23 protein-coding genes are annotated in these 18,856 nt (G+C 43.7%); 16 read left to right on the forward strand and 7 right to left on the reverse strand.

From position 1 onward, the window contains the following. Positions 1-3 precede the first annotated feature (3 nt). The 3 genes from ACN0V2_RS06530 to ACN0V2_RS06540 all read right to left on the reverse strand — a co-directional run bounded on the left by ACN0V2_RS06530 (position 4) and on the right by ACN0V2_RS06540 (position 2,150). Complete coding sequence (locus ACN0V2_RS06530; protein WP_417549992.1) at positions 4-429, reverse strand: MAPEG family protein; 426 nt, start codon at positions 427-429, stop codon at positions 4-6. A gap of 130 nt (positions 430-559) precedes the next feature. Continuing rightward, positions 560-1,507: a trypsin gene (locus tag ACN0V2_RS06535; RefSeq protein WP_417549993.1), complete on the reverse strand. Its 948-nt coding sequence runs from the start codon at positions 1,505-1,507 to the stop codon at positions 560-562. 205 nt (positions 1,508-1,712) lie between these two features. Then, on the reverse strand, positions 1,713-2,150 hold the full coding sequence (locus tag ACN0V2_RS06540) for a DUF3617 domain-containing protein (protein ID WP_417549994.1): 438 nt from the start codon (positions 2,148-2,150) through the stop codon (positions 1,713-1,715). A 138-nt stretch (positions 2,151-2,288) separates the two neighbouring features. Between ACN0V2_RS06540 and ACN0V2_RS06545 the strand changes: the two genes are divergently transcribed. Further along, on the forward strand, positions 2,289-2,594 hold the full coding sequence (locus ACN0V2_RS06545; protein ID WP_417549995.1) for an MGMT family protein: 306 nt from the start codon (positions 2,289-2,291) through the stop codon (positions 2,592-2,594). Positions 2,595-2,615: 21 nt separating this feature from the next. Here the strand turns inward: ACN0V2_RS06545 and ACN0V2_RS06550 are convergent, their stop codons facing one another. Continuing rightward, positions 2,616-3,113, reverse strand: coding sequence for a tetratricopeptide repeat protein (locus tag ACN0V2_RS06550; RefSeq protein ID WP_417549996.1), 498 nt, complete (start codon positions 3,111-3,113; stop codon positions 2,616-2,618). A 103-nt stretch (positions 3,114-3,216) separates the two neighbouring features. Further along, on the reverse strand, positions 3,217-3,750 hold the full coding sequence (locus tag ACN0V2_RS06555) for an NlpC/P60 family protein (protein ID WP_417549997.1): 534 nt from the start codon (positions 3,748-3,750) through the stop codon (positions 3,217-3,219). 193 nt (positions 3,751-3,943) lie between these two features. Between ACN0V2_RS06555 and ACN0V2_RS06560 the strand changes: the two genes are divergently transcribed. From ACN0V2_RS06560 to ACN0V2_RS06585, 6 genes are all read left to right on the forward strand, one after another. Then, positions 3,944-4,519 carry an isoprenylcysteine carboxylmethyltransferase family protein gene (locus ACN0V2_RS06560; protein WP_417549998.1) on the forward strand — a complete coding sequence of 192 codons (576 nt, stop codon included), beginning with the start codon at positions 3,944-3,946 and terminating at the stop codon, positions 4,517-4,519. 21 nt (positions 4,520-4,540) lie between these two features. Then, on the forward strand, positions 4,541-5,203 hold the full coding sequence (locus ACN0V2_RS06565) for a toluene tolerance protein (RefSeq protein WP_417549999.1): 663 nt from the start codon (positions 4,541-4,543) through the stop codon (positions 5,201-5,203). 69 nt (positions 5,204-5,272) lie between these two features. Then, complete coding sequence (locus ACN0V2_RS06570; RefSeq protein WP_417550000.1) at positions 5,273-6,469, forward strand: NAD(P)/FAD-dependent oxidoreductase; 1,197 nt, start codon at positions 5,273-5,275, stop codon at positions 6,467-6,469. 82 nt (positions 6,470-6,551) lie between these two features. Continuing rightward, a complete protein-coding gene (locus ACN0V2_RS06575) occupies positions 6,552-7,016 on the forward strand; it encodes an ion channel (RefSeq protein ID WP_417550001.1) in 465 nt (154 codons plus the stop codon). Between the two features lie 475 nt (positions 7,017-7,491). Further along, positions 7,492-8,238 (forward strand): hypothetical protein, encoded by a 747-nt coding sequence (locus tag ACN0V2_RS06580; protein ID WP_417550002.1) that lies wholly within the window; start codon positions 7,492-7,494, stop codon positions 8,236-8,238. A 40-nt stretch (positions 8,239-8,278) separates the two neighbouring features. After that, on the forward strand, positions 8,279-8,599 hold the full coding sequence (locus ACN0V2_RS06585; RefSeq protein WP_417550003.1) for a hypothetical protein: 321 nt from the start codon (positions 8,279-8,281) through the stop codon (positions 8,597-8,599). Positions 8,600-8,601: 2 nt separating this feature from the next. Here ACN0V2_RS06585 and ACN0V2_RS06590 read toward each other — a convergent pair whose 3' ends face one another. After that, positions 8,602-9,792: a YbfB/YjiJ family MFS transporter gene (locus ACN0V2_RS06590; RefSeq protein WP_417550004.1), complete on the reverse strand. Its 1,191-nt coding sequence runs from the start codon at positions 9,790-9,792 to the stop codon at positions 8,602-8,604. Between the two features lie 210 nt (positions 9,793-10,002). On the opposite strand from ACN0V2_RS06590, the gene dsbG reads away from it, so the two are divergent. The 8 genes from dsbG to ACN0V2_RS06630 all read left to right on the forward strand — a co-directional run bounded on the left by dsbG (position 10,003) and on the right by ACN0V2_RS06630 (position 16,652). Continuing rightward, positions 10,003-10,764: a thiol:disulfide interchange protein DsbG gene (gene dsbG / locus ACN0V2_RS06595; protein WP_417550005.1), complete on the forward strand. Its 762-nt coding sequence runs from the start codon at positions 10,003-10,005 to the stop codon at positions 10,762-10,764. After that, a complete protein-coding gene (locus ACN0V2_RS06600) occupies positions 10,761-11,564 on the forward strand; it encodes a TlpA family protein disulfide reductase (protein ID WP_417550006.1) in 804 nt (267 codons plus the stop codon). Before dsbG ends, ACN0V2_RS06600 begins: the two co-directional genes overlap by 4 nt. 50 nt (positions 11,565-11,614) lie before the next feature. Then, complete coding sequence (locus ACN0V2_RS06605; RefSeq protein WP_417550007.1) at positions 11,615-12,406, forward strand: SDR family NAD(P)-dependent oxidoreductase; 792 nt, start codon at positions 11,615-11,617, stop codon at positions 12,404-12,406. A 61-nt stretch (positions 12,407-12,467) separates the two neighbouring features. Beyond that, complete coding sequence (locus tag ACN0V2_RS06610) at positions 12,468-13,571, forward strand: NADH:flavin oxidoreductase/NADH oxidase (protein WP_417550008.1); 1,104 nt, start codon at positions 12,468-12,470, stop codon at positions 13,569-13,571. A gap of 25 nt (positions 13,572-13,596) precedes the next feature. Next, positions 13,597-14,004 carry a GFA family protein gene (locus ACN0V2_RS06615; RefSeq protein WP_417550009.1) on the forward strand — a complete coding sequence of 136 codons (408 nt, stop codon included), beginning with the start codon at positions 13,597-13,599 and terminating at the stop codon, positions 14,002-14,004. 133 nt (positions 14,005-14,137) lie between these two features. Further along, on the forward strand, positions 14,138-14,974 hold the full coding sequence (locus ACN0V2_RS06620) for a 23S rRNA (adenine(2030)-N(6))-methyltransferase RlmJ (protein ID WP_417550010.1): 837 nt from the start codon (positions 14,138-14,140) through the stop codon (positions 14,972-14,974). A gap of 103 nt (positions 14,975-15,077) precedes the next feature. Further along, positions 15,078-16,076 carry a DNA topoisomerase IB gene (locus ACN0V2_RS06625; RefSeq protein ID WP_417550011.1) on the forward strand — a complete coding sequence of 333 codons (999 nt, stop codon included), beginning with the start codon at positions 15,078-15,080 and terminating at the stop codon, positions 16,074-16,076. Positions 16,077-16,256: 180 nt separating this feature from the next. After that, complete coding sequence (locus ACN0V2_RS06630) at positions 16,257-16,652, forward strand: DoxX family protein (protein ID WP_417550012.1); 396 nt, start codon at positions 16,257-16,259, stop codon at positions 16,650-16,652. 87 nt (positions 16,653-16,739) lie between these two features. Here the strand turns inward: ACN0V2_RS06630 and ACN0V2_RS06635 are convergent, their stop codons facing one another. Continuing rightward, entirely contained in the window at positions 16,740-17,582 is an 843-nt protein-coding gene (locus ACN0V2_RS06635) for an HDOD domain-containing protein (protein ID WP_417550013.1), read from the reverse strand. A gap of 94 nt (positions 17,583-17,676) precedes the next feature. On the opposite strand from ACN0V2_RS06635, the gene alaC reads away from it, so the two are divergent. Beyond that, on the forward strand, positions 17,677-18,855 hold the full coding sequence (gene alaC, locus ACN0V2_RS06640) for an alanine transaminase (protein ID WP_417550014.1): 1,179 nt from the start codon (positions 17,677-17,679) through the stop codon (positions 18,853-18,855). Position 18,856: the final 1 nt, after the last annotated feature.

An 18,856-nucleotide genomic window follows, 5' to 3' on the forward strand; every position in this document is an offset into this window, starting at 1 on the left:
AATTTAGCTAAACAGTTCAAAGCCGCACATTAGCAATAAGGCTACATTGGCCAACAGGCCGATCATAAAAAACACGGTTCTTGGGCTGGGGTTCTTTTCGGTAGCAATGCTGTAATACAAAGCCATATGCACTATTCGGACAATGGCAAAAATCCAGACAAACACACCGGTCCATAATGCATTGCTGCCAATTAAGATGGCCATAAAGATCGTGCCCAACATCAGTGGCAAATTTTCCAATGAGTTCATAAAAGTACGGTGAGCTCGAAAAACAAACGAATCATGACTAAGGTTTTCAGCAATCTTGCCAGGTATGGCACCGGCTTGTGAGGCTTTGGTTTTGCTGGCAACAAACCATTGCACCAGCAGCGTCAGCAAGATGATAAATAAGCCGGAAAATGCCAGATGATAGATATTTGCGAGTGTCATTTTTTAGTCTCTTCAACGTATAGTTTAGTGCTAGGGGCTATGAAAGATAAACAGCCCCTAGCTTAGCATTGATTTTTGGCGCAAGGCGTTAACTCTGAATAGCTTTCAAGATATTGTCTGCTTGGAGATGTCACTCTTTAATCATATGGATATCAGCTCCTTCAAGGCGTGCCCGAGTGAATAAAGCTTGAGCTTCCACAGTATCCAAGCGAACCCCAAAAGCGGCGTAAGGAAAATCCATTAGTGGAGCACGATTTTCATTAAAAAAAGACCATTGCTTATTTTTACGATAAAAGGTTTCGACAAAGCTGGTTAAGGCGATCACGCCTTGTTGATCGTTGTGAAGGTTCACTATCCAGGGGCCACCTGAATCACCTCGGGTCGGCATTGGTAAATCGAATTGATAGCGCTCATTTTGTACTCGACTGACAGCAAGTAGAGCTGAGGGCGAGCTAATCATCGCGTGTTTAGATAAGAACTGAGCACGAAATTGCAGATGTAATAGCGGATCCAGTTGTTCATAGATTTGTGGGACAAACTGATAAAAGTCTTCTTCTGCGGATAACAGCGTTTTGACAGCACAACTTGGATTATCGTTATCAATATCATCAACCCCCCGACCATAGCCGCATAACAAAGCTTGTGAAGCACTCAGCGAATTAACAACCGGAATCGCTTCAATCCCCTCAGGTGCATCACCATCAAATATCAAAACAGCAAGATCTGTCGCGAGATTGTTTTCAACTTCATTAAATCGATTGTATAAGGCGGCTCTTATAACGGGCACAGGCCGGCCCAGAAAGATTTTGACAATAGGGGTTCGGGTAACTGGATTTATTTTTGAGTCGCGTAAACAATGAGCAACCGTTAACACGGTAAGCGGATGAGTGCCCACCACCACAGAGCTACATTCATCTTGAGTGGTCACCTGAGTGTTCGTGCCACCATACCATTTGAGTTGCTCAACATGAAGTTGGCCGGTTGAAACCCGCTCAATGGGCATAGAATCACCATGAATAACGCCATGAGCAGGCATCATGATGATGCAGCCAAACAATATAGACAGTAAATTCCACATTCAACCACCCTCCTAAAGCCGGAAAGCTGGTATTCAGATAGCTATTTATGGAAGGCATTTTTTTTTGCTAAAAGTTCAACGGGTGCAATTAATTAATTCATCAACAACAAACCACCCCATTTACATGTCGAAAATGGGGTGTTGCCAAACTTTCAGGGTGAAATGAGAGGAAAGTAGCGGGACTGTTATTTTGTCGAGCTATGAATTAAGGTGAACATTCACCAATTCGTTCGCCCTGGTAGTCGGTCTTCATCACCATTGGGCCAAGTGGGGAATTCATATCACTGGTCATTTTGCCTTCTAATCGGTTACCGTGAAAATTCGCATAACCTTTAAACATCATTGTCATACCTTCCATATTGCACGACGCAGCGTAATCTACACGGTCACGTTTAATATCGGCCTGGGTGACATTGCAACTTTCATGGATATTCAACACATCAATACCTTTATCCAATTTTTCCTGTGTCAGGCATTCCTGATTGCTGTTAGTTTGAGGTGGCATGTTCATTGGACCTTCAATCGACGTCTTGCTGGTATATGCCCATAGTCCTGGTTGCAAATTTGGGGTCTCAGCCAAGGTGGATGCACTAAATAACGCTATGCCGGTAAAAAACAGGGATGAACGAAAAACGTGTTGCATGGTTAAGATTCCTTAATGTTGTGCGTAGACTAGCGTATGCCGTCAGTGTGATGAAACTTGCCGGTAAGTTCAATAGACAATAATTTGATGGAAAAAGTATGGTTTTGCAAATAAGTGGTGGAAAGTGAGAAAGTTAACTTGAATCAGTTAAAACTTAACGAAATGATCTGGCAGGTAGTGGCGTTAATACCTAAAGGAAAAGTCGCTAGCTATGGTCAAATTGCCAAGCTTTGTGGATATCCGAACCATGCGCGTTATGTTGGAATGACTTTAAAACAGCTTCCCGATGATTCTGAATTGCCCTGGCATCGCGTGATTAACGCTAAAGGTGAAATCGCTTTCCCTGAGGGCAGTGCCGCTTTTCTAAAACAAAAAACCTTATTAGTGAAAGAAGGTATTACGTTTAATGGCAATAAAATAAAACTATCGCAGTATCGTTGGTAAGGGACGTTTTTCAGTTTATTTCTACTGCTTGTTTTTCCACTGTTTGATGGACTGTTCGGCCTGATGGATTTCGTTTTCGGTCATTTTTTTGATTAATGCCGCTTTGATATGTTGAAGCTCTTCAACACCATTTTGTTCAGCTAAAGACCACCACATATAAGCCATTTGATAATCCTGCATCACCGCTAAACCCTGATAGTACATATTACCGAGATTGCTTTGTGCTTCAGCGTAACCTTGATTGGCGGCCAGTTGCATCCACTTAATAGATTCAGTGTGGTTTTGTTCCACACCTTGGCCAAGTTTGTACATGATGGCGAGATTAAATTGTGCTGGTGCATAGTGGTTATCTGCAGCATGACGGAACCATTTAGCGGCTTGCTGATAATCCTGATCAACACTTTGACCGTTTAGGTAAAGAAACCCCAGCGTATTTTGGGCAATGGCATTGCCTTTGCTGGCGGCACTTTTACATTTTTCCAGATATTCCTGTTGAGATAGTTCTGTGGTTTTAGTCAAAGTTTTTTCCGGTTAACAATTGAGGTGGCAGTCTTTTAAAACTGTTGAACATTAATATGAATTGTGGACATGATACCAGTTCAATGTTTCAACTGAAGCAATCTCAACGACGTACCTTCACTGCTTGCCAGTAATTTCGAGACCAGTAGGTGTTTTTCAGACTGGAAATCATCACGCCACGAGTGGTGGAGGCATGCAGAAATTTATGATCTTCTAAATAAATCCCCACGTGACGCCCGTTACGAAAAAACACCAGATCACCGGATTGCAACTGTGCACGGTGAATAGGCTGACCAACACGTAATTGCTGTTCGGTGGTTCGTGGCAAATCCATGCCAAACAAATCTCGGAAAGTAACCTGCACAAAACCTGAACAATCGATACCCGAACGGCTTATTCCACCAATACGATACGGCGTGCCATGCCATGCCTCGTGTTGTTGATAAAGCATTAGCATGGCTTGAATTTCATCATAATAGTTGGCCTCATCTGTTTTAGAGGAGGGATACACATCTACCGTCTTTGTTGGCTGGCTCGGAGTCGTTCCACAGCCAGAAAGCATGGCAATCACTGACAGCAATAATAAGCCAAAGCGATATTGTGAAGTAATTGAAAATACATAATTAATTCTGATCATCGGATGTATGGTTTTAATTTCTCAACTATTCAAACAAATTAAAATCGATATAGTTCTACTGGTAAAGTTTATTTTCGAGATTAATGGTAATAATATTGCCACGAACTTTCAGTAAATTATTAACTACCAATATTCTATCTGCCGTTCAGAGACCATTACCCTGGTAATGAATAATTTGATTAAAGGTAATTAAATGACAGATCAACTTTCTGAATTAGTCTTAATCCTCCTCCTTGTTGGAGCTGCCTTGGTATTATTTTCAAACAATAGTCGTTGGCGGTTTTTAGATAATAATCAACAGGATAATGAAATAATCGTGCTCTCGATTATTACGCTGGTGAGTATGGTTAGCCTTCCTTTAATTGATGCGACGTTACCGTGGCTGGAATTTGCCGATCTGCGTTATTTCGATGAAATTGCATGGCTTGGTGTGTTCAATGGCAGCTTGGCTGTATGGCTGCTTTATAGAGCTGTTCGTGATTACAGCGGCCCCGGTCAGCGTCAGAAAAAATTTGTTGCTAAGGGTATTTACCGTTATATACGTTATCCATTTTATTCAGCGCTGTTAGTTTTGGCTTTAGCCCAGTTATTGTTAACCCAGAATTGGTTAGCTGGTTTGGCCGGTTTAATTACATTTGCGCTGGTTTATTGTTTGAGAGTGCCACGTGAAGAGGAAGATGGACTCGAGAAATATGGACATTATTATCTCGATTATATGACTCAGACTGGGGATATATGGCCACGGCTTGCTTTAAAATGCCAGGATTGAACATCGTTATGGAAAACACCAATGCTTAATATTCGTCCACTTTCTCGTGAAAAGTTAGCCGCCATGATGGAAAGGGCTACAGTAATCGAGCAGGACAAAAAAGGTCTGAAAGTAGCTGAACTCGCTGATGGCCAATTTTTAAAGTTTTTTTATCGTAAACGTTTTTTCAACAGAGAATTGCTTGCGCCGGCAGCAGTTAAATTTGCCCGGAATGCTCATCAATTAGAACGGCTTGATATCCCAACGCTGAAGGTACAGGCACTACATCGCATCATTGGTGAATCACATACCGTTGCTGTTTATTCACCTTTAGCGGGACGTACTTTACGAGACATTGTTAATTCCAATGAAGCTGATGAAAATCTGATGTACCGTTTGGGAGTATTTCTGGCACTGGTACAGCGGCGTGGAATTTATTTTAGGTCAATCCATCCAGGCAACATCATTGTCAACGACATGGAATTTGGACTTATTGATATTCTTGATATGCGTTTCCAGTCATGGTCTTTAAGTCGTTGGGCGAGACGACGTAACTGGCGGCATTTTTTTCGCTATCCTCAGGAGTGGATAAATCACGGAGATTTGATCCAGGCGCTTATCAAAGGCTATCGACATTCTGCAGATTTGCCACTGCGTGAACTGAGTTGGATCGAACGTATTATCGGTAAAGTCATCTCCACCTGATTTTTAGCCCTAGTCTTTGCCTGACAACTTATCGGTCAGATAGGGCATTTTTGGGTAAAATGCCCGCACATGACGACCTCAAATAAAACTTCCAACCAATACGATGTAATCATTATCGGCGCCGGTGCGGCCGGATTGATGTGCGCCATAGCGGCAGGCCAACGTGGTAGAAAAGTGTTGGTGCTCGATCATGCTAATAAGATCGGTAAAAAGATCCTGATGTCCGGTGGTGGGCGTTGTAACTTCACCAATATGTATTCCGGGCCGGAAAACTTTATTTGCAGCAATCCGCATTTTGTTAAATCTGCTTTAAGTCGATATACACCCTGGCATTTTATCGAGATGGTGGAACGTCATCAGATTGCCTATCACGAAAAAAAGCTGGGGCAACTATTTTGTGATGAGTCTTCGAAAGATATCGTGCAGATGTTAGTCACTGAGTGTGAGTGGGCCGGGGTTACTATCAGGATCGATACGCCGGTTAAAGTACTGGAAACCGCCGGCCAAAAGTTGATTGAAACGCCAGAAGGCAATTTGCAGTGTGACTCACTGGTGATTGCGACGGGAGGCTTATCAATCCCTAAAATGGGTGCAACAGGATTTGGTTTTGAGCTGGCCCGAAAGCTGAATATTCCGGTACTGCCTACTCGAGCGGGGTTAGTCCCTGTGGTATTGGATGATCACAAACTCAAACCGCTTGCAGATTTAAGTGGTATTTCGTTAGATAGCATTACCGAAACGGATACCTGTTCATTTCGCGAAAATATTCTGTTTACACATCGCGGTTTGAGTGGTCCGGCCATCCTTCAGGCGTCCAGTTATTGGCAGCCAGGTGAATCGCTGAAAATTGATATGTTTCCCGGAATTGATCTCACTGTATATTTAGCAGAAATACGCCGTGAAAAACCCAAGACGGCTCTGAAAACCATACTGGCCGAAAAACTGATTCGGCGGGTTGCACAGCTTTGGTGTGAGCAATGGATTGAAGACAAGCCTGTCGGTCAGCTTTCCGATAGCGATATTGAGCAGATTGTTTCCCAATGCCAGCCTTGGACAGTCAAACCTTCGGGTACCGAAGGTTATCGGACCGCCGAGGTGACTTTAGGTGGTATTGATACCAATGCCTTATCTTCCAAAACCATGGAAAGCAAGGAGCATCCGGGCTTGTATTTTATTGGGGAAGTAGTGGATGTGACTGGCCATTTGGGCGGACATAATTTTCAATGGGCTTGGGCTTCCGGTCATGCTGCTGGACAGTTTGTCTGAAGAAATATTGCCAGAAGTTTGAGGCTGTCACTAAAACCCGATAACGTCGCATGAACAATCGTTCAATTGCAGGAGTTCGTCATTGCAGGAATTAATAACTGATTCTCAGTTTATTACCGTATTAGTAACTGCCCTGGTGGTCGGACTGGTTGTGGTTTTTCATTATGAGATCATTCAACAATTAAATCGTTGGAGTCCAAGGCATCCGTCCCCAAAACATCGTCACAGACCGATTATTTTGGCCACAATGTTTGCATTATTATTTGCTCATATTATTGAAATCTGGTTATTTGGCGTCGCCTTTTGGGGCTTATTAAGTCAACCAGGTTACGGCGTCATCAGCGGTTACGATCATATTAGCTTGTTGGATAGCGTATATTTTTCTGCCGCCACCTATACCACCGTTGGTTGGGGTGATCTGGCCGCTGCTGGTCATATTCGGTTTCTCGCCGGTACAGAAGCCTTAGTGGGATTTATGATGATTACCTGGTCTGCCTCCTTCAGCTATCTGATTATGGCGCGGGCCTGGGGTAGTGAAAACGATTGAAACTAACAAGAAAAATTAAGCATGGGATTTCAACTATTCCGAATAATATTAATTTTTAAGGTGGTCGAGCTCTTTACCAACATAATTCGATTTGCTTACGCAGGAAAGCTTCAGCAAGCCGATTTATTTGTAAGTGAAAAAAGTAAGGCTGTTTTGTTTGGATAATGACGGGTGACCTTAGATAAGATTCTGTTCCGATTGATAATTTAGAATACGGCAAAGATAAATTAAGGCTTGCGATACGCTTAAAACTGTGAAATATTTCACAAAAAAGTTTTAAGGATGCGACTGATGCGTATCGAACTTTTCCTTTCAGATGTTGCTGGACCCTGATGGTTCATAACACATCATTTTGGCTGAACAGCCTGCTTTCAACGCATTGGCTATGCCGTTACACACCCATTTCCCCCGATTGTCTGTCAGGACAATTCATCTCTTGCGGTTTTTCCCTGTTCTTTGAAAAGGAGTTCTATAAATGAATCCTAGAAAGCTCTGCGTGATTCTGATGCTGGCGGGTATGGCATTGCTGTTGTTATCACTGGTGTGGTTTTTTGTAGCCTATGCTTCCCCTTTAGATACGATGAGCCGTTATGGTGATAAGGATGTCACTTTACAGTTGATGGCTTGCATCTATTCCACACCGCCAATTTGTCAGGGAGCGGCATTTTTAGGTGATGGGCCGTCTTATAGTCCCATGTTGTTTTGGCTGGGACTGCTGTTGTTTATTGCTGGAGTGATTGTATTTTTTGCGTTGAATAAACAGATAAACCAAACGTCTTTTGACCCTAAAACTGGGCCAAGCATTACCAGTGACAAACTCTTGGGATTTATCGCGAGAGAAAAATACACCTACTACACTTATATTCTTTTTCTGGTGGGGGCCGGTGGCGGATTGTTATTACCGCCTCTGGCCATAGCGGCATTGCTGGGATTTGTATTGGCAGTATTAGGGTATTTTCTCTATCCACAACAGTTAACCAGTTTGGATAAAAACCATCTAGCCGCGCTAAGTGTGGTGTATCTCGCATCGACCCTGTTGCTTTTCCTAACCATTGGCAGTGCTTTATTTATTCTGATCGCGCTGGCACAACTTGTTTTGTATTACATCGGTTTTAATAGTTATCGGCTTGGCCATATTATCAATATGAATAACCTTAAAGAAGAAGCCATCCTTGCATTTAAACCGATACGCGAGCGTTTTTCCTCTGGCGAGAAAGGCTAATTTTGTCGTTTTCAACGAGTAATTATTCGAGGTAGGTGTAATGAAAATTTTAAAAAGCTTATTGCAACCGTTCAATCCCGCACGTTTAATCCCTCTGTTCTTGGCGATAACACTCACGGCTTGCGGTGCTGATTTTCAAGAAGGTGCTTATGTCGATCCAAAATATGGCACAGGCTATGAATTTAATACGGAAGGTCAGGGCCAGTTGATTGGTGGCGTTCCGGGTTCATATAGCTTTACTTATAAAGTGGATAGCGATGAAGTAGTGACATCCGGTGATATCAACCTCACCTTTAAACGCATTGATGATAAAACGCTGGAACGACCTGATGGCACTCTGCTGATCTTGAGAGAAGAATAAGCCTAGAGGTTTGCTGGTTTGAATTTGGTTTTTTCTTCAAATCGTTGGATCCGCCAGACAAAGAAAATACCGGTGATCATCACTGCCGCTGCCATCCACAATGCTGAAAGATAATTGCCCGTCAGCGTGGATAAATAACCCGCCAAAGCGGGAGCTATAAGTTGAGCGATGCCATAACTTATCGTCAGTTTGGCCATGGCTTTGGCAGGGTTATGAGGAAATTTATGGCCGACATAGACCAACATAAGGCTGACTATTCCGGCAAAGGTGGCGCCAAATAACAACGCGCCAATCACATTAAACAGCAATGATTCACTGAATAAGGGAATCAGGATAGAAAGCAATATAATCGAATAGGCAGTGATGATGGCCCTTGTCTCACCAATGCGCTCAGTCACTTTGTCCCAAATAATGCAGGATGGGATGGCCGCAACACCCAACATCACCCAGATGAGATTGCCATGGCCGGACAAGCTGGGCATTTCTTCAAGAATCGCTACGATAAATGTCGCACTGATCACATAACCCACCCCGGCACAGGCGTAAGCAGCAATCATTAACCGCATCCATTTATTGTTGGGCGCTGCAAAATCAGCAGTGGGAGCCTGTTGTGCTGCAGGTGCTGGCATCAGATACCAGGCCGGCAGGAAAAATAAAATACCGAAAATCCCCATAACCAGCCATTGCTCAGCCCAATTGAAATAAGGTGTTATCAAAACAATGACCAGTCCTGGTATCGCAATACCGAATCCCAAACCGGAAAAATGGATACCTAATGCTGATTTGTAACCATTTTGTTTCAGCCAGCCCATTACAAATCCGGCAGCGAGAATGATGCCTGCGGTGCTAGAAAGTCCACCGATAAAGCGCAAAATACTCCATACAACGATATCAGTGGTAACAGCCATTAATAGGGTGCTTAACACCGCCAAAATCAGGTTGATTCGGTAGAACAGAAACTTGGTTTTGAGGCTGGTTAAAAATGAGATCAACACTACGCCTGAAAGATAACCAATGTAATTAAACGTGGCCAGCCAGCCTCCGCTTAATGTATCCAGTGAGGTTTCATTTAACATGATGGGTAAAAAAGGCGTGTAGGCAAAACGGGCAATGCCGACGGTTAAAATCAAAGCACAGATCCCAGCCAGAATGACCTGATGTCGAGGAGAAAGTGGAAATCGATTTGTGATCATAACCAGAATATTACCTGAAGTATTTTAACGCTCTACCTTTTACCACAAGTCTTTATTGGGTGTGTTGTCGTGATAATTCCAAATAGCGATGTATAAATACGATGTATAAATACAGAGCATTTTTAATGGAAAGATTGTCATCTGCTCTATTAATCCCCACTTAATCCTTTTGAGTTACAGTCTCAACGCAAATGCCTTCCGGAGTTATTAATGAAGAAAATTATCGTCCCTGTAGTGTTATTGGTTATCGGATTTGGCAGTTATTTTGCACTAGCAGAGCAACAGGAACCTGAGGTTATTAGCTACATCAAACAACAGGGCGTGACCATCGTTGATAGCTTTGAAACCCCTGCGGGATTGACTGGTTATGCCGCCAGTGTAGAAGGGCAGCCGCTGAGTATTTATCTGACAGAAGATAAAAAATATGCGGTGATTGGCAACCTGATCAATGCTCAAGGAGACGATTTGGGTCAGGAAGCACTTTATGAACTGGTCAGTGCTCCTCAGAATGAAAAGATTTGGCAGAAGCTCGAATCAGCTAAATGGGTTCTTGATGGAGATAAAGATGCGAAACAAATTATTTATACCTTTACCGATCCCTATTGTCCTTATTGCCAAAAATTACGTGAAATCGCTGATCCCTACATTGCTAAAGGCGAGGTGCAGTTGCGCCACATTATGGTCGGTATTCTGCAGGAAGATAGCATCCAAAAAGCCGCAGCAATTTTAGGGGCTGACTCCCCAGAACAGGCTTTGCAACAACATATTCAACATGCAGATAACAACTCAACCGATCTGAATGATGAAGCGCTAATCAACGGTACGTTACTGGTAGAGGAAAACAATCAGTTAATGGAACAGCTGGGGTTTATGGCGACACCGACGAGTATTTACAAGGATGAAAAAGGTCATGTTAGGCTGATTGAAGGTATGCCAATGCGAGACGATGTCAGCAAGCTGTTTGGACCATGATGTCGATTAATATCGGCCCGTTTGCTTTGCCTCTCGAACCTTTACTTTTGTTTGGCAGTGGGTTGCTGGGAATTTTGGTCGCAGCCATTCTGGCCAGAAAAAAAACAGGTTCGGTCACCGATCCGTTGTTAATGATGCTGTTATTCGGGCTGGTGATTGGGCGAATCGTGTTTGTCATTAAATTTGCTGATCAATACGACTCTTTCTGGCAGATGCTCGATTTTCGGGATCGAGGTGTTGATTGGGTGTATGGCATGATAGCCATGGCGTTATTTTTGTTCTGGCAAATCAAACGCCTGCCCCAGCAACGTATTGCCTTATTCGGTGGGGCTTTATCCATTTTGCTGTTCTTCTCGGTGACCTCCATATTATTGAATTCGGGTCGTGAGCAAGCTGTGATAACGGATATAACGCTAGAACAATTAGATGGTGAGCGAGTTTCGTTGGTTCAGCTTGCTGAAAATCATATTACCGTAGTGAATTTATGGGCAAGCTGGTGTCCACCTTGTCAGCGTGAAATGCCTGCTTTTGAGAAAGCGCAGCAACAGTATTCCGATATTCGTGTTGTGATGCTAAATCAACAAGAGTCTGCGGAAAAAATTGAAGATTTTCTGGCTGCTAACAAGCTGACCTTTAATCATGTGCTGCTCGATAAATCTGGCAAAGTCGCAGATGCATTTGGTGCTTACGGTTTGCCGGTTACATTGTTTTTTGATCAGCAAGGCAACTTGGTTGAAAGTCATATGGGCGAAGTTTCGGCTGCTTCGTTAAGTGCAAGCTTAAAAAGGCTTTCACCGTAATTAGTCAGACATGAATATCGGGTTTAATTGACTTTCCAAAAGGAGTTTTTATGGATCTGCAACTGAACAATAAAACAGCTTTTATAAGTGGCAGCACGGCGGGCATTGGCTTTTCCATTGCCAAAGCGCTGGCCGATGAAGGAGCGAATGTTATCGTCAATGGTCGTTCTGAAGCTTCAGTTAAACAGGCTATTGAATCCCTTAAATCTACAGCTAAAGGCAGCGTAGATGGATTTGCAGGAGATCTTTCGATAGCGGCTGAAACCGAGAAACTGACAAAGCAATTCCCCGAAGTCGATATCCTGATTAATAATCTGGGTATCTTCGAGCCAGTGCCGTTTGAAGATATAGCGGATGAAGACTGGCTACGTTTTTTTGATGTAAATGTGCTCAGTGGCGTGCGGTTAACGAGAGCGTATCTGCCCGCAATGAAACAACAAAACTGGGGCCGGGTGATTTTCATCTCCAGTGAAAGCGGGGTGCAGATCCCCCATGAAATGATTCATTACGGTATGACTAAAGCTGCTCAGATTGCTATTGCACGCGGTCTGGCAGAACAAGTTGCCGGTACTAATATCACTGTTAATTCTGTATTGCCCGGACCGACCAGTTCACGAGGGGTCGAAACCTTTGTCAACGAGCTAGCCACCAAAGAAGGCCAAAGCATCGAAGCATTTGAAAAAGACTTTTTTGAACATGTCAGACCAACTTCTCTGATTAAACGTTTTGCGACCACTGAAGAAGTGGCCTCAATGGTCTGTTATCTCTCCAGCCCATTAGCCTCAGCAACCACGGGTGCAGCTGTTCGCGTAGATGGTGGTGTGATTAAAAGTGCTTTTTAAGCATGTTTCGAATTCGTAATTCCAGAAATTTTTGAGTTTTATTCTTTTAAATGAGATTTTTATGACAGCATTGTTTACTGAGTTTTCACTGAAAGATGTGACGTTACGCAATCGTATTGCGGTTCCACCTATGTGCCAATACAGTGCCGATGACGGCCATACCAATGATTGGCATCTGGCGCATTACACTCAATTAGCACGCGGTGGTGCGGGTCTGGTAATTGTGGAAGCCACGGCAGTCAGCCCTGAAGGAAGAATTACCCCAGGTTGTACTGGGATCTGGAATGACGCCCAGGCGGAAGGCATGGCAAAAATTGCTTCGGCCATAAAAAAAGCGGGTGCCCGTGCCGGTATTCAAATTGCACATGCTGGACGTAAAGCCAGCGCTAATCGTCCATGGGAAGGCGATGATCATCTTGCTGACAGTGATCCACATAGTTGGCAAACCATAGCGCCTTCTGCTGTGGCATTTGGTGCCAATTTACCGAAAGTACCTCAGGCTATGACCCTTGAAGATATTGAACGGGTTAAGGCTGACTTTGTCGCCGCTGCCAAACGCGCCAAAGCGGCTGGATTTGAATGGCTTGAATTGCATTTTGCGCATGGCTATCTGGCACAAAGCTTTTTTTCAATTCACTCTAATAAGCGAGACGATCAATATGGTGGCGATTTAGCTGGTCGTAGTCGATTCTTACTGGAAACGTTACAAGCCGTGCGCGAAGTCTGGCCAGAAAATCTGCCATTAACCGCTCGCTTTGGCGTGATTGAATATGATGGTCGTGATGAAGAAACCTTAAGTGAGTCCATTCATTTGACCCAACAATTTAAACAATCCGGTCTGGATTTGCTCAGTGTCAGTATGGGGTTTTCGACTCCCAATGCGGACATTCCTTGGGGACCAGCTTTGTTAGCGCCAATTGCTGAACGTGTGCGTCGGGAAGCTGAAATTCCAGTCGCGTCTGCCTGGGGAATTGATGAACCTAACACGGTGAACCAGGTTATTACTGATCAACAAATGGATTTGGTTATGGTGGGACGTGCTCATTTAGCCAATCCACACTGGCCTTACCATGCAGCTAAAGCCTTAAAAATTGCTGATCCTGCCTGGGTATTACCTGCACCTTATGCACATTGGCTATCGCGTTATCATGCTCCAGATAGCTGAACATTAAACAATAACCAGCAATGCAATGATCACTAAAATAGGAAAAACTCAAATTCAGCCACACCACAAAGGCTGTTGCCATTGTGGTGAGGTTGAATTTGTCGTGCATTTGCCAAACGGTATAAAAGATCCTCGTCGCTGTGATTGTTCTATGTGCCGAAGAAAGGGCGCCATTGCGGCTTATGTTCCGCTTTCTAGCCTGCAAATCACCAAAGGAGCCGATAAGCTTACGCTTTATCAGTTCAATACCATGACGGCGAAACATTATTTTTGTTCAATTTGTGGGATTTATACGCATCATCAAACCAGAGCGAATCCTGAACTTTATGGCTTTAATCTGGCCTGTCTGGATGGTGTGAATCCTTTTGATTTGGGTGACGTAAGAGTGAATGATGGTATTAATCATCCATCAGATCGAGGCACTTCAGAGTAAACCAATCCTGTTCTGTAAATTGGGTTAACGACGACTTTACCCGTCGCTCAAAGTTTGTTTTGCCAAATCAGCTAAGTAGGCGTAATTTGCTGCTACTTATTATCAATCCCTCCAAATGTAACCAGGATTTATCTTGTTAAGCTACCGCCATTCATTTCATGCCGGCAATTTTGCCGATGTGCTTAAACATATCGTGCTGATTGAGATTTTGCAGCACCTTGTTAAAAAAGATAAAGCCTTTGATTACATAGACACCCATGCAGGTGCGGGGCTTTACCATCTGGCTTCAGCTCATGCGGAAAAACTGCAGGAATATCAAAATGGTATTGCTAAATTAACGCGTTCTGACTGGCCTGAACTGACAGCTTATTTTGCTGTGATTGATGCCGTTAACTCAGGCAAAACGCTGGAGTATTATCCTGGTTCTCCGTTCATTGCTCTGCATTGTATGCGACGTCAGGATAGGGCGTGGTTGTATGAGTTACATCCAGAAGATGCGAGCTTGTTATTACAAAATACCCAGAAGGTTAAGCGGGCCAGAGTCATGCGTGAAGATGGTTTAAAAGGCCTGTTGTCGTTATTACCACCTGTATCAAGACGTGGGCTGGTGTTGATTGATCCATCTTATGAAATCAAATCAGATTACGATTTAGTGTTTCAGACCGTCGAAAAAGCGCATGCAAAATTCCCTACCGGTACTTATGCAATTTGGTATCCCGTAGTGGAGCGCAGCCGAATTGTACGAATGGAAAAGCAGTTCATCAAGAGTGGCATTAAAAATATTCAACGCTTTGAGTTAGCGATTACAGCTGATTCGGATGAGCGTGGTATGACCTCTTCCGGCATGATCGTTATTAATCCGCCCTGGCAATTAATCGACACCATGAACCAATTACTGCCCAAACTGATTAACGCACTGGCAGTTGATGCGAGCGCCTTTTATAAATCTGAAGTGCTGGTGGCCCAATAGTTGATCGGCCAATGGATAGGCAGAGATAATCTGCATTAAAGTCAAAGACCTTATTCTCATGACATGATAGCGCTGGATTTAGTTTTCCGGACGTTAAACCATCATGAGCAATCCGATCATTTATAGAAAACCTCACGGTAAAAGCTTTACCTATCTTTATGCCAATGGCAAAACCGTTAAAAATGCGGCCTTAAAACGCTGGATAAAAAGTCTAGCCATTCCGCCGGCATGGCTGGAAGTTGAAATTCAACAGGATCGAGATGCCAAAGTGTTGGTGACCGGGCGGGATAAACAAGGTCGTAAGCAATATATCTATAATCCGCATTGGGTCGAAACGGGTAGCGAGCAGAAATTCACCCGCATATTACGTTTTGCCGAACAATTGGAAACCATGCGACGGGTGACCGGCCAACATATTCAACGAAGACCAATAGATCAAACGACCGTTCTCGCCTGTATGACACGCATGTTAGATGATGCTTTTTTCCGTCCCGGCAGTGCCAGCTATACTCGGCAAAACCACACTTACGGCCTGACAACGTTACGAGCTAAACATATGACCATCAAAGATGATCGTGTCGAATTCGAATATGTGGGCAAGAGTCATCAGCAGCAATTTCGCACAGTGAATGATGAACAAGTGCGTGAGGTGCTGATAGCGCTGGAAAATATGTCCGGTTATGAATTGTTTGATATCACGTTGCCGGATAAAAGCCGTAAACACCTCACTGCACAGGATTTGAACCAGTACATCTCTGATGTAATGGGGGAGGACTTCAGTGCCAAGGATTTTCGTACTTGGGCAGGAACAGTGTTGATGGCCGTAGCCCTGGATAAATTGGGACCGGCTGAAAATGAAAAACTCAGCAAAAGTAATATTGTCGAGGCAGTGAAAAACGTGGCTGAAAGGCTAGGAAATACGCCAGCCGTGTGTCGTAGTAATTACATCCATCCCCAAGTCATACTGCAGTATGAAAGTGGGCGCACCCTGGATTATTTCCGCCGTCAGTTCAAACGCTATCGGGGTAAATATCTCAGTTTGGATGAGAAAGCGACAATGAAACTCTTAACCGTATTAATCAATAATGAAAAACGATCCTGATCCTGCTAATTGATGAAGTGAGGAGGTGTCCGGTTGGCTAGGTATTTTGGTTGTTTTACTGATAACATCCCTTGAGTTCTTTATTAAGAACGATTCGCAAGATTGTAACGTTTTCAATTAATAAAATAATCGTTTGCAATCAAATATTGACCAAAGAAGTCAGTTAACAAGGAGAGATAAATGGAAAACTTTTTTATATCGTGGCAGCCACGTGTGTTGAGTATCCTACGCATCGTCACAGCCTTTATGTTTATGCAACATGGTGGTCAAAAATTATTGGGTTATCCTGCCCCACAGCGTAATGAGTTTGATTTGTTTACCCTGTCTGGTGTGGCCGGCGTGCTTGAGCTTGTCGGTGGTTTTTTAATCCTTATTGGTTTGTTCACTAGGCCGGTAGCCTTTATTCTATCGGGCCAGATGGCGGTAGCGTATTTTATCGCTCACGCTCCCCAAGGATTTTGGCCTTTATTAAATAATGGTGAATTAGCCGCTTTGTTCAGCTTTATCTTTTTATATTTGTTTGTCGCTGGTGGCGGTGTTTGGAGTCTTGATAACGTGCTTAAACGTAATTCATAAAATCGATTAAATACAGTTCGTGAAAATGCAAAAAAGCCAGTTGTTCAATACAACTGGCTTTTCCTTCAAGTACATTTATTTCAGAAACTACATATTTTGAAATAACGCTAATGCTGCGGCATATTCCTCACTGTTTTCATCCAGCTCGACAACACTGATACCCGTATCAATTCCCAATTTACGGAATGCCATAACCTTATCTCGGGTATTTGGATCCAGCGCTTTATTGGTATTGAAATAACTTTGTAAATTGGCAACTTGAACCACATCGGTTAAATCGGGGCCATTTTGGCTGTTGCGATTTAAGTTGGCATGTTCAGCTGCGACAGTAATAAGGTTTTCCGGGAAGTCCCAACTTTTAAGAATCGCTTCACCGATTTTCGGATACAGGTTGTCGATTAAAATATCTAATCGGCGGCTGTCTTCAAGAAGTTCCGGCATATCTGCGGCTTTCATTAAAATTGGCAGAGCGCCAATTTGATGCAATAGGCCAGCAAGCATCGCTTCATCATTGGCAATATTAGGCTGTTTAGAAGCAATGACCTGACTTGCTGCGGCAACCTCAATACTGTGTTGCCATAAATCGCGCATGCGTTTTTCAAGCCGTTTGTTGGTAGGTCGGAACATTTGTTCCATCACCAGACTGGTGACTAGATTACGAACCATCGGAATGCCGAGGCGGGAGACCGCTGTCTGTACAGATTCGACTTCAACTCGGCCTCTATAGAGAGGACTGTTCGCGACTTTTATCAGGCGAGCTGATAAAGCGGCATCAGTCGTAATAACGTCAGCAAGTTGTGCCGCACTGACATCCGGATTGTTGGCAACTTCACGAACCTTGAGGGCAACCTCAGGGAGTGTAGGTAGTACCAGTTTGCCCTTTTGGAGATCATTAATGATCGTCGTGTACAATTGGTCTTGTTGACTCATATTAATCCACTGTATTAAATCAATTTGAAGTGTGAATGATTTTCAGTTATTTTGCTTGGTTTGCCAACCGTTTTAGCTAATAGTAGGTGCTCAGTTGAACGACGAATTTCCTAGAATCAAACGTCTTCCGCCATACGTTTTCAACATTGTAAATGATTTGAAGGCAAAAGCGCGTGCGCGCGGCGAAGATATTATCGACTTTGGCATGGGGAATCCGGATAAACCGGCACCCGCGCACATTGTGGAAAAATTAGTCGAAGCGGCACAAAGACCCGATACCCACCGATACTCTGTTTCTAGAGGTATTCCACGTTTGCGTAAAGCGATTTGCGACTGGTATCAGCGTAAATACGATGTGACCCTTGATCCTGATTCAGAAACTATCGTCACGATTGGTTCTAAAGAAGGTTTGGCGCATTTAGCCATGGCAACCGTTGGGCCAGGCGATGCGGTTTTAGTACCTAATCCAGCTTATCCGATTCATCCGTATGGTTTTGTTATTGCTGGTGCGGATATTCGCCATGTGCCATTAATGCCGGACGTCGACTTTTTTGCCGAATTGGAAAAGTCGGTTAAAGATTCTTGGCCTAAACCGAAAATGCTGGTATTGAATTTCCCTGGCAATCCCACTACACAATGCGTGGATCTGGATTTCTTCCAACGGGTTGTTGATTTTGCTAAAGAGCATCAGATTTGGGTTATTCATGATTTGGCCTATGGTGAAATCACTTTTGATGGCTATAAAGCGCCATCCATTTTGCAGATCCCTGGTGCAAAAGACGTTGCGGTTGAGTTTTATACCTTATCCAAAACCTACAATATGCCCGGCTGGCGCGTAGGCTTTATGTCAGGCAATCCGACATTAGTTGCGGCGTTGGCACGCATGAAGTCTTATCTGGATTACGGCATGTTTACGCCGATTCAGGTGGCCGCAATCACCGCACTGGAAGGTCCACAGGAATGTGTAGCGGAAATCGTCGAAACCTATAAACAGCGTCGTGACGTGTTGTGTGACGGGTTGAATGCGATTGGTTGGCCTGTTGAGAAACCAAAAGCAACGATGTTTGTTTGGGCCAAGATTCCAGAGCAGTTCCGTGAAATGGGCTCGTTAGAATTCAGTAAAAAATTGCTTAAAGACGCTAGAGTCGCGGTATCACCAGGCATTGGTTTTGGTGAATACGGCGACGAATATGTTCGTTTCGGACTGATTGAAAATCAGCACCGTACCCGGCAAGCAATCCGTGGTATCCGTGACATGATGAAAAAAGGGTAGG

This window comes from Methylophaga sp. (assembly GCF_048266885.1).
Lineage (GTDB): Bacteria > Pseudomonadota > Gammaproteobacteria > Nitrosococcales > Methylophagaceae > Methylophaga.

Bases quoted from the DNA above. Each gene is read 5' to 3' on its own strand.
- ACN0V2_RS06530 (WP_417549992.1), bottom strand. From the start codon at position 429: ATGACACTCGCAAATATCTATCATCTGGCATTTTCCGGCTTATTTATC.
- ACN0V2_RS06535 (WP_417549993.1), bottom strand. From the start codon at position 1,507: ATGTGGAATTTACTGTCTATATTGTTTGGCTGCATCATCATGATGCCT.
- ACN0V2_RS06540 (WP_417549994.1), bottom strand. From the start codon at position 2,150: ATGCAACACGTTTTTCGTTCATCCCTGTTTTTTACCGGCATAGCGTTA.
- ACN0V2_RS06555 (WP_417549997.1), bottom strand. From the start codon at position 3,750: ATGATCAGAATTAATTATGTATTTTCAATTACTTCACAATATCGCTTT.
- ACN0V2_RS06560 (WP_417549998.1), top strand. From the start codon at position 3,944: ATGACAGATCAACTTTCTGAATTAGTCTTAATCCTCCTCCTTGTTGGA.
- ACN0V2_RS06565 (WP_417549999.1), top strand. From the start codon at position 4,541: ATGCTTAATATTCGTCCACTTTCTCGTGAAAAGTTAGCCGCCATGATG.
- ACN0V2_RS06570 (WP_417550000.1), top strand. From the start codon at position 5,273: ATGACGACCTCAAATAAAACTTCCAACCAATACGATGTAATCATTATC.
- ACN0V2_RS06580 (WP_417550002.1), top strand. From the start codon at position 7,492: ATGAATCCTAGAAAGCTCTGCGTGATTCTGATGCTGGCGGGTATGGCA.
- ACN0V2_RS06585 (WP_417550003.1), top strand. From the start codon at position 8,279: ATGAAAATTTTAAAAAGCTTATTGCAACCGTTCAATCCCGCACGTTTA.
- ACN0V2_RS06590 (WP_417550004.1), bottom strand. From the start codon at position 9,792: ATGATCACAAATCGATTTCCACTTTCTCCTCGACATCAGGTCATTCTG.
- dsbG (WP_417550005.1), top strand. From the start codon at position 10,003: ATGAAGAAAATTATCGTCCCTGTAGTGTTATTGGTTATCGGATTTGGC.
- ACN0V2_RS06600 (WP_417550006.1), top strand. From the start codon at position 10,761: ATGATGTCGATTAATATCGGCCCGTTTGCTTTGCCTCTCGAACCTTTA.
- ACN0V2_RS06605 (WP_417550007.1), top strand. From the start codon at position 11,615: ATGGATCTGCAACTGAACAATAAAACAGCTTTTATAAGTGGCAGCACG.
- ACN0V2_RS06610 (WP_417550008.1), top strand. From the start codon at position 12,468: ATGACAGCATTGTTTACTGAGTTTTCACTGAAAGATGTGACGTTACGC.
- ACN0V2_RS06615 (WP_417550009.1), top strand. From the start codon at position 13,597: ATGATCACTAAAATAGGAAAAACTCAAATTCAGCCACACCACAAAGGC.
- ACN0V2_RS06625 (WP_417550011.1), top strand. From the start codon at position 15,078: ATGAGCAATCCGATCATTTATAGAAAACCTCACGGTAAAAGCTTTACC.
- ACN0V2_RS06630 (WP_417550012.1), top strand. From the start codon at position 16,257: ATGGAAAACTTTTTTATATCGTGGCAGCCACGTGTGTTGAGTATCCTA.
- ACN0V2_RS06635 (WP_417550013.1), bottom strand. From the start codon at position 17,582: ATGAGTCAACAAGACCAATTGTACACGACGATCATTAATGATCTCCAA.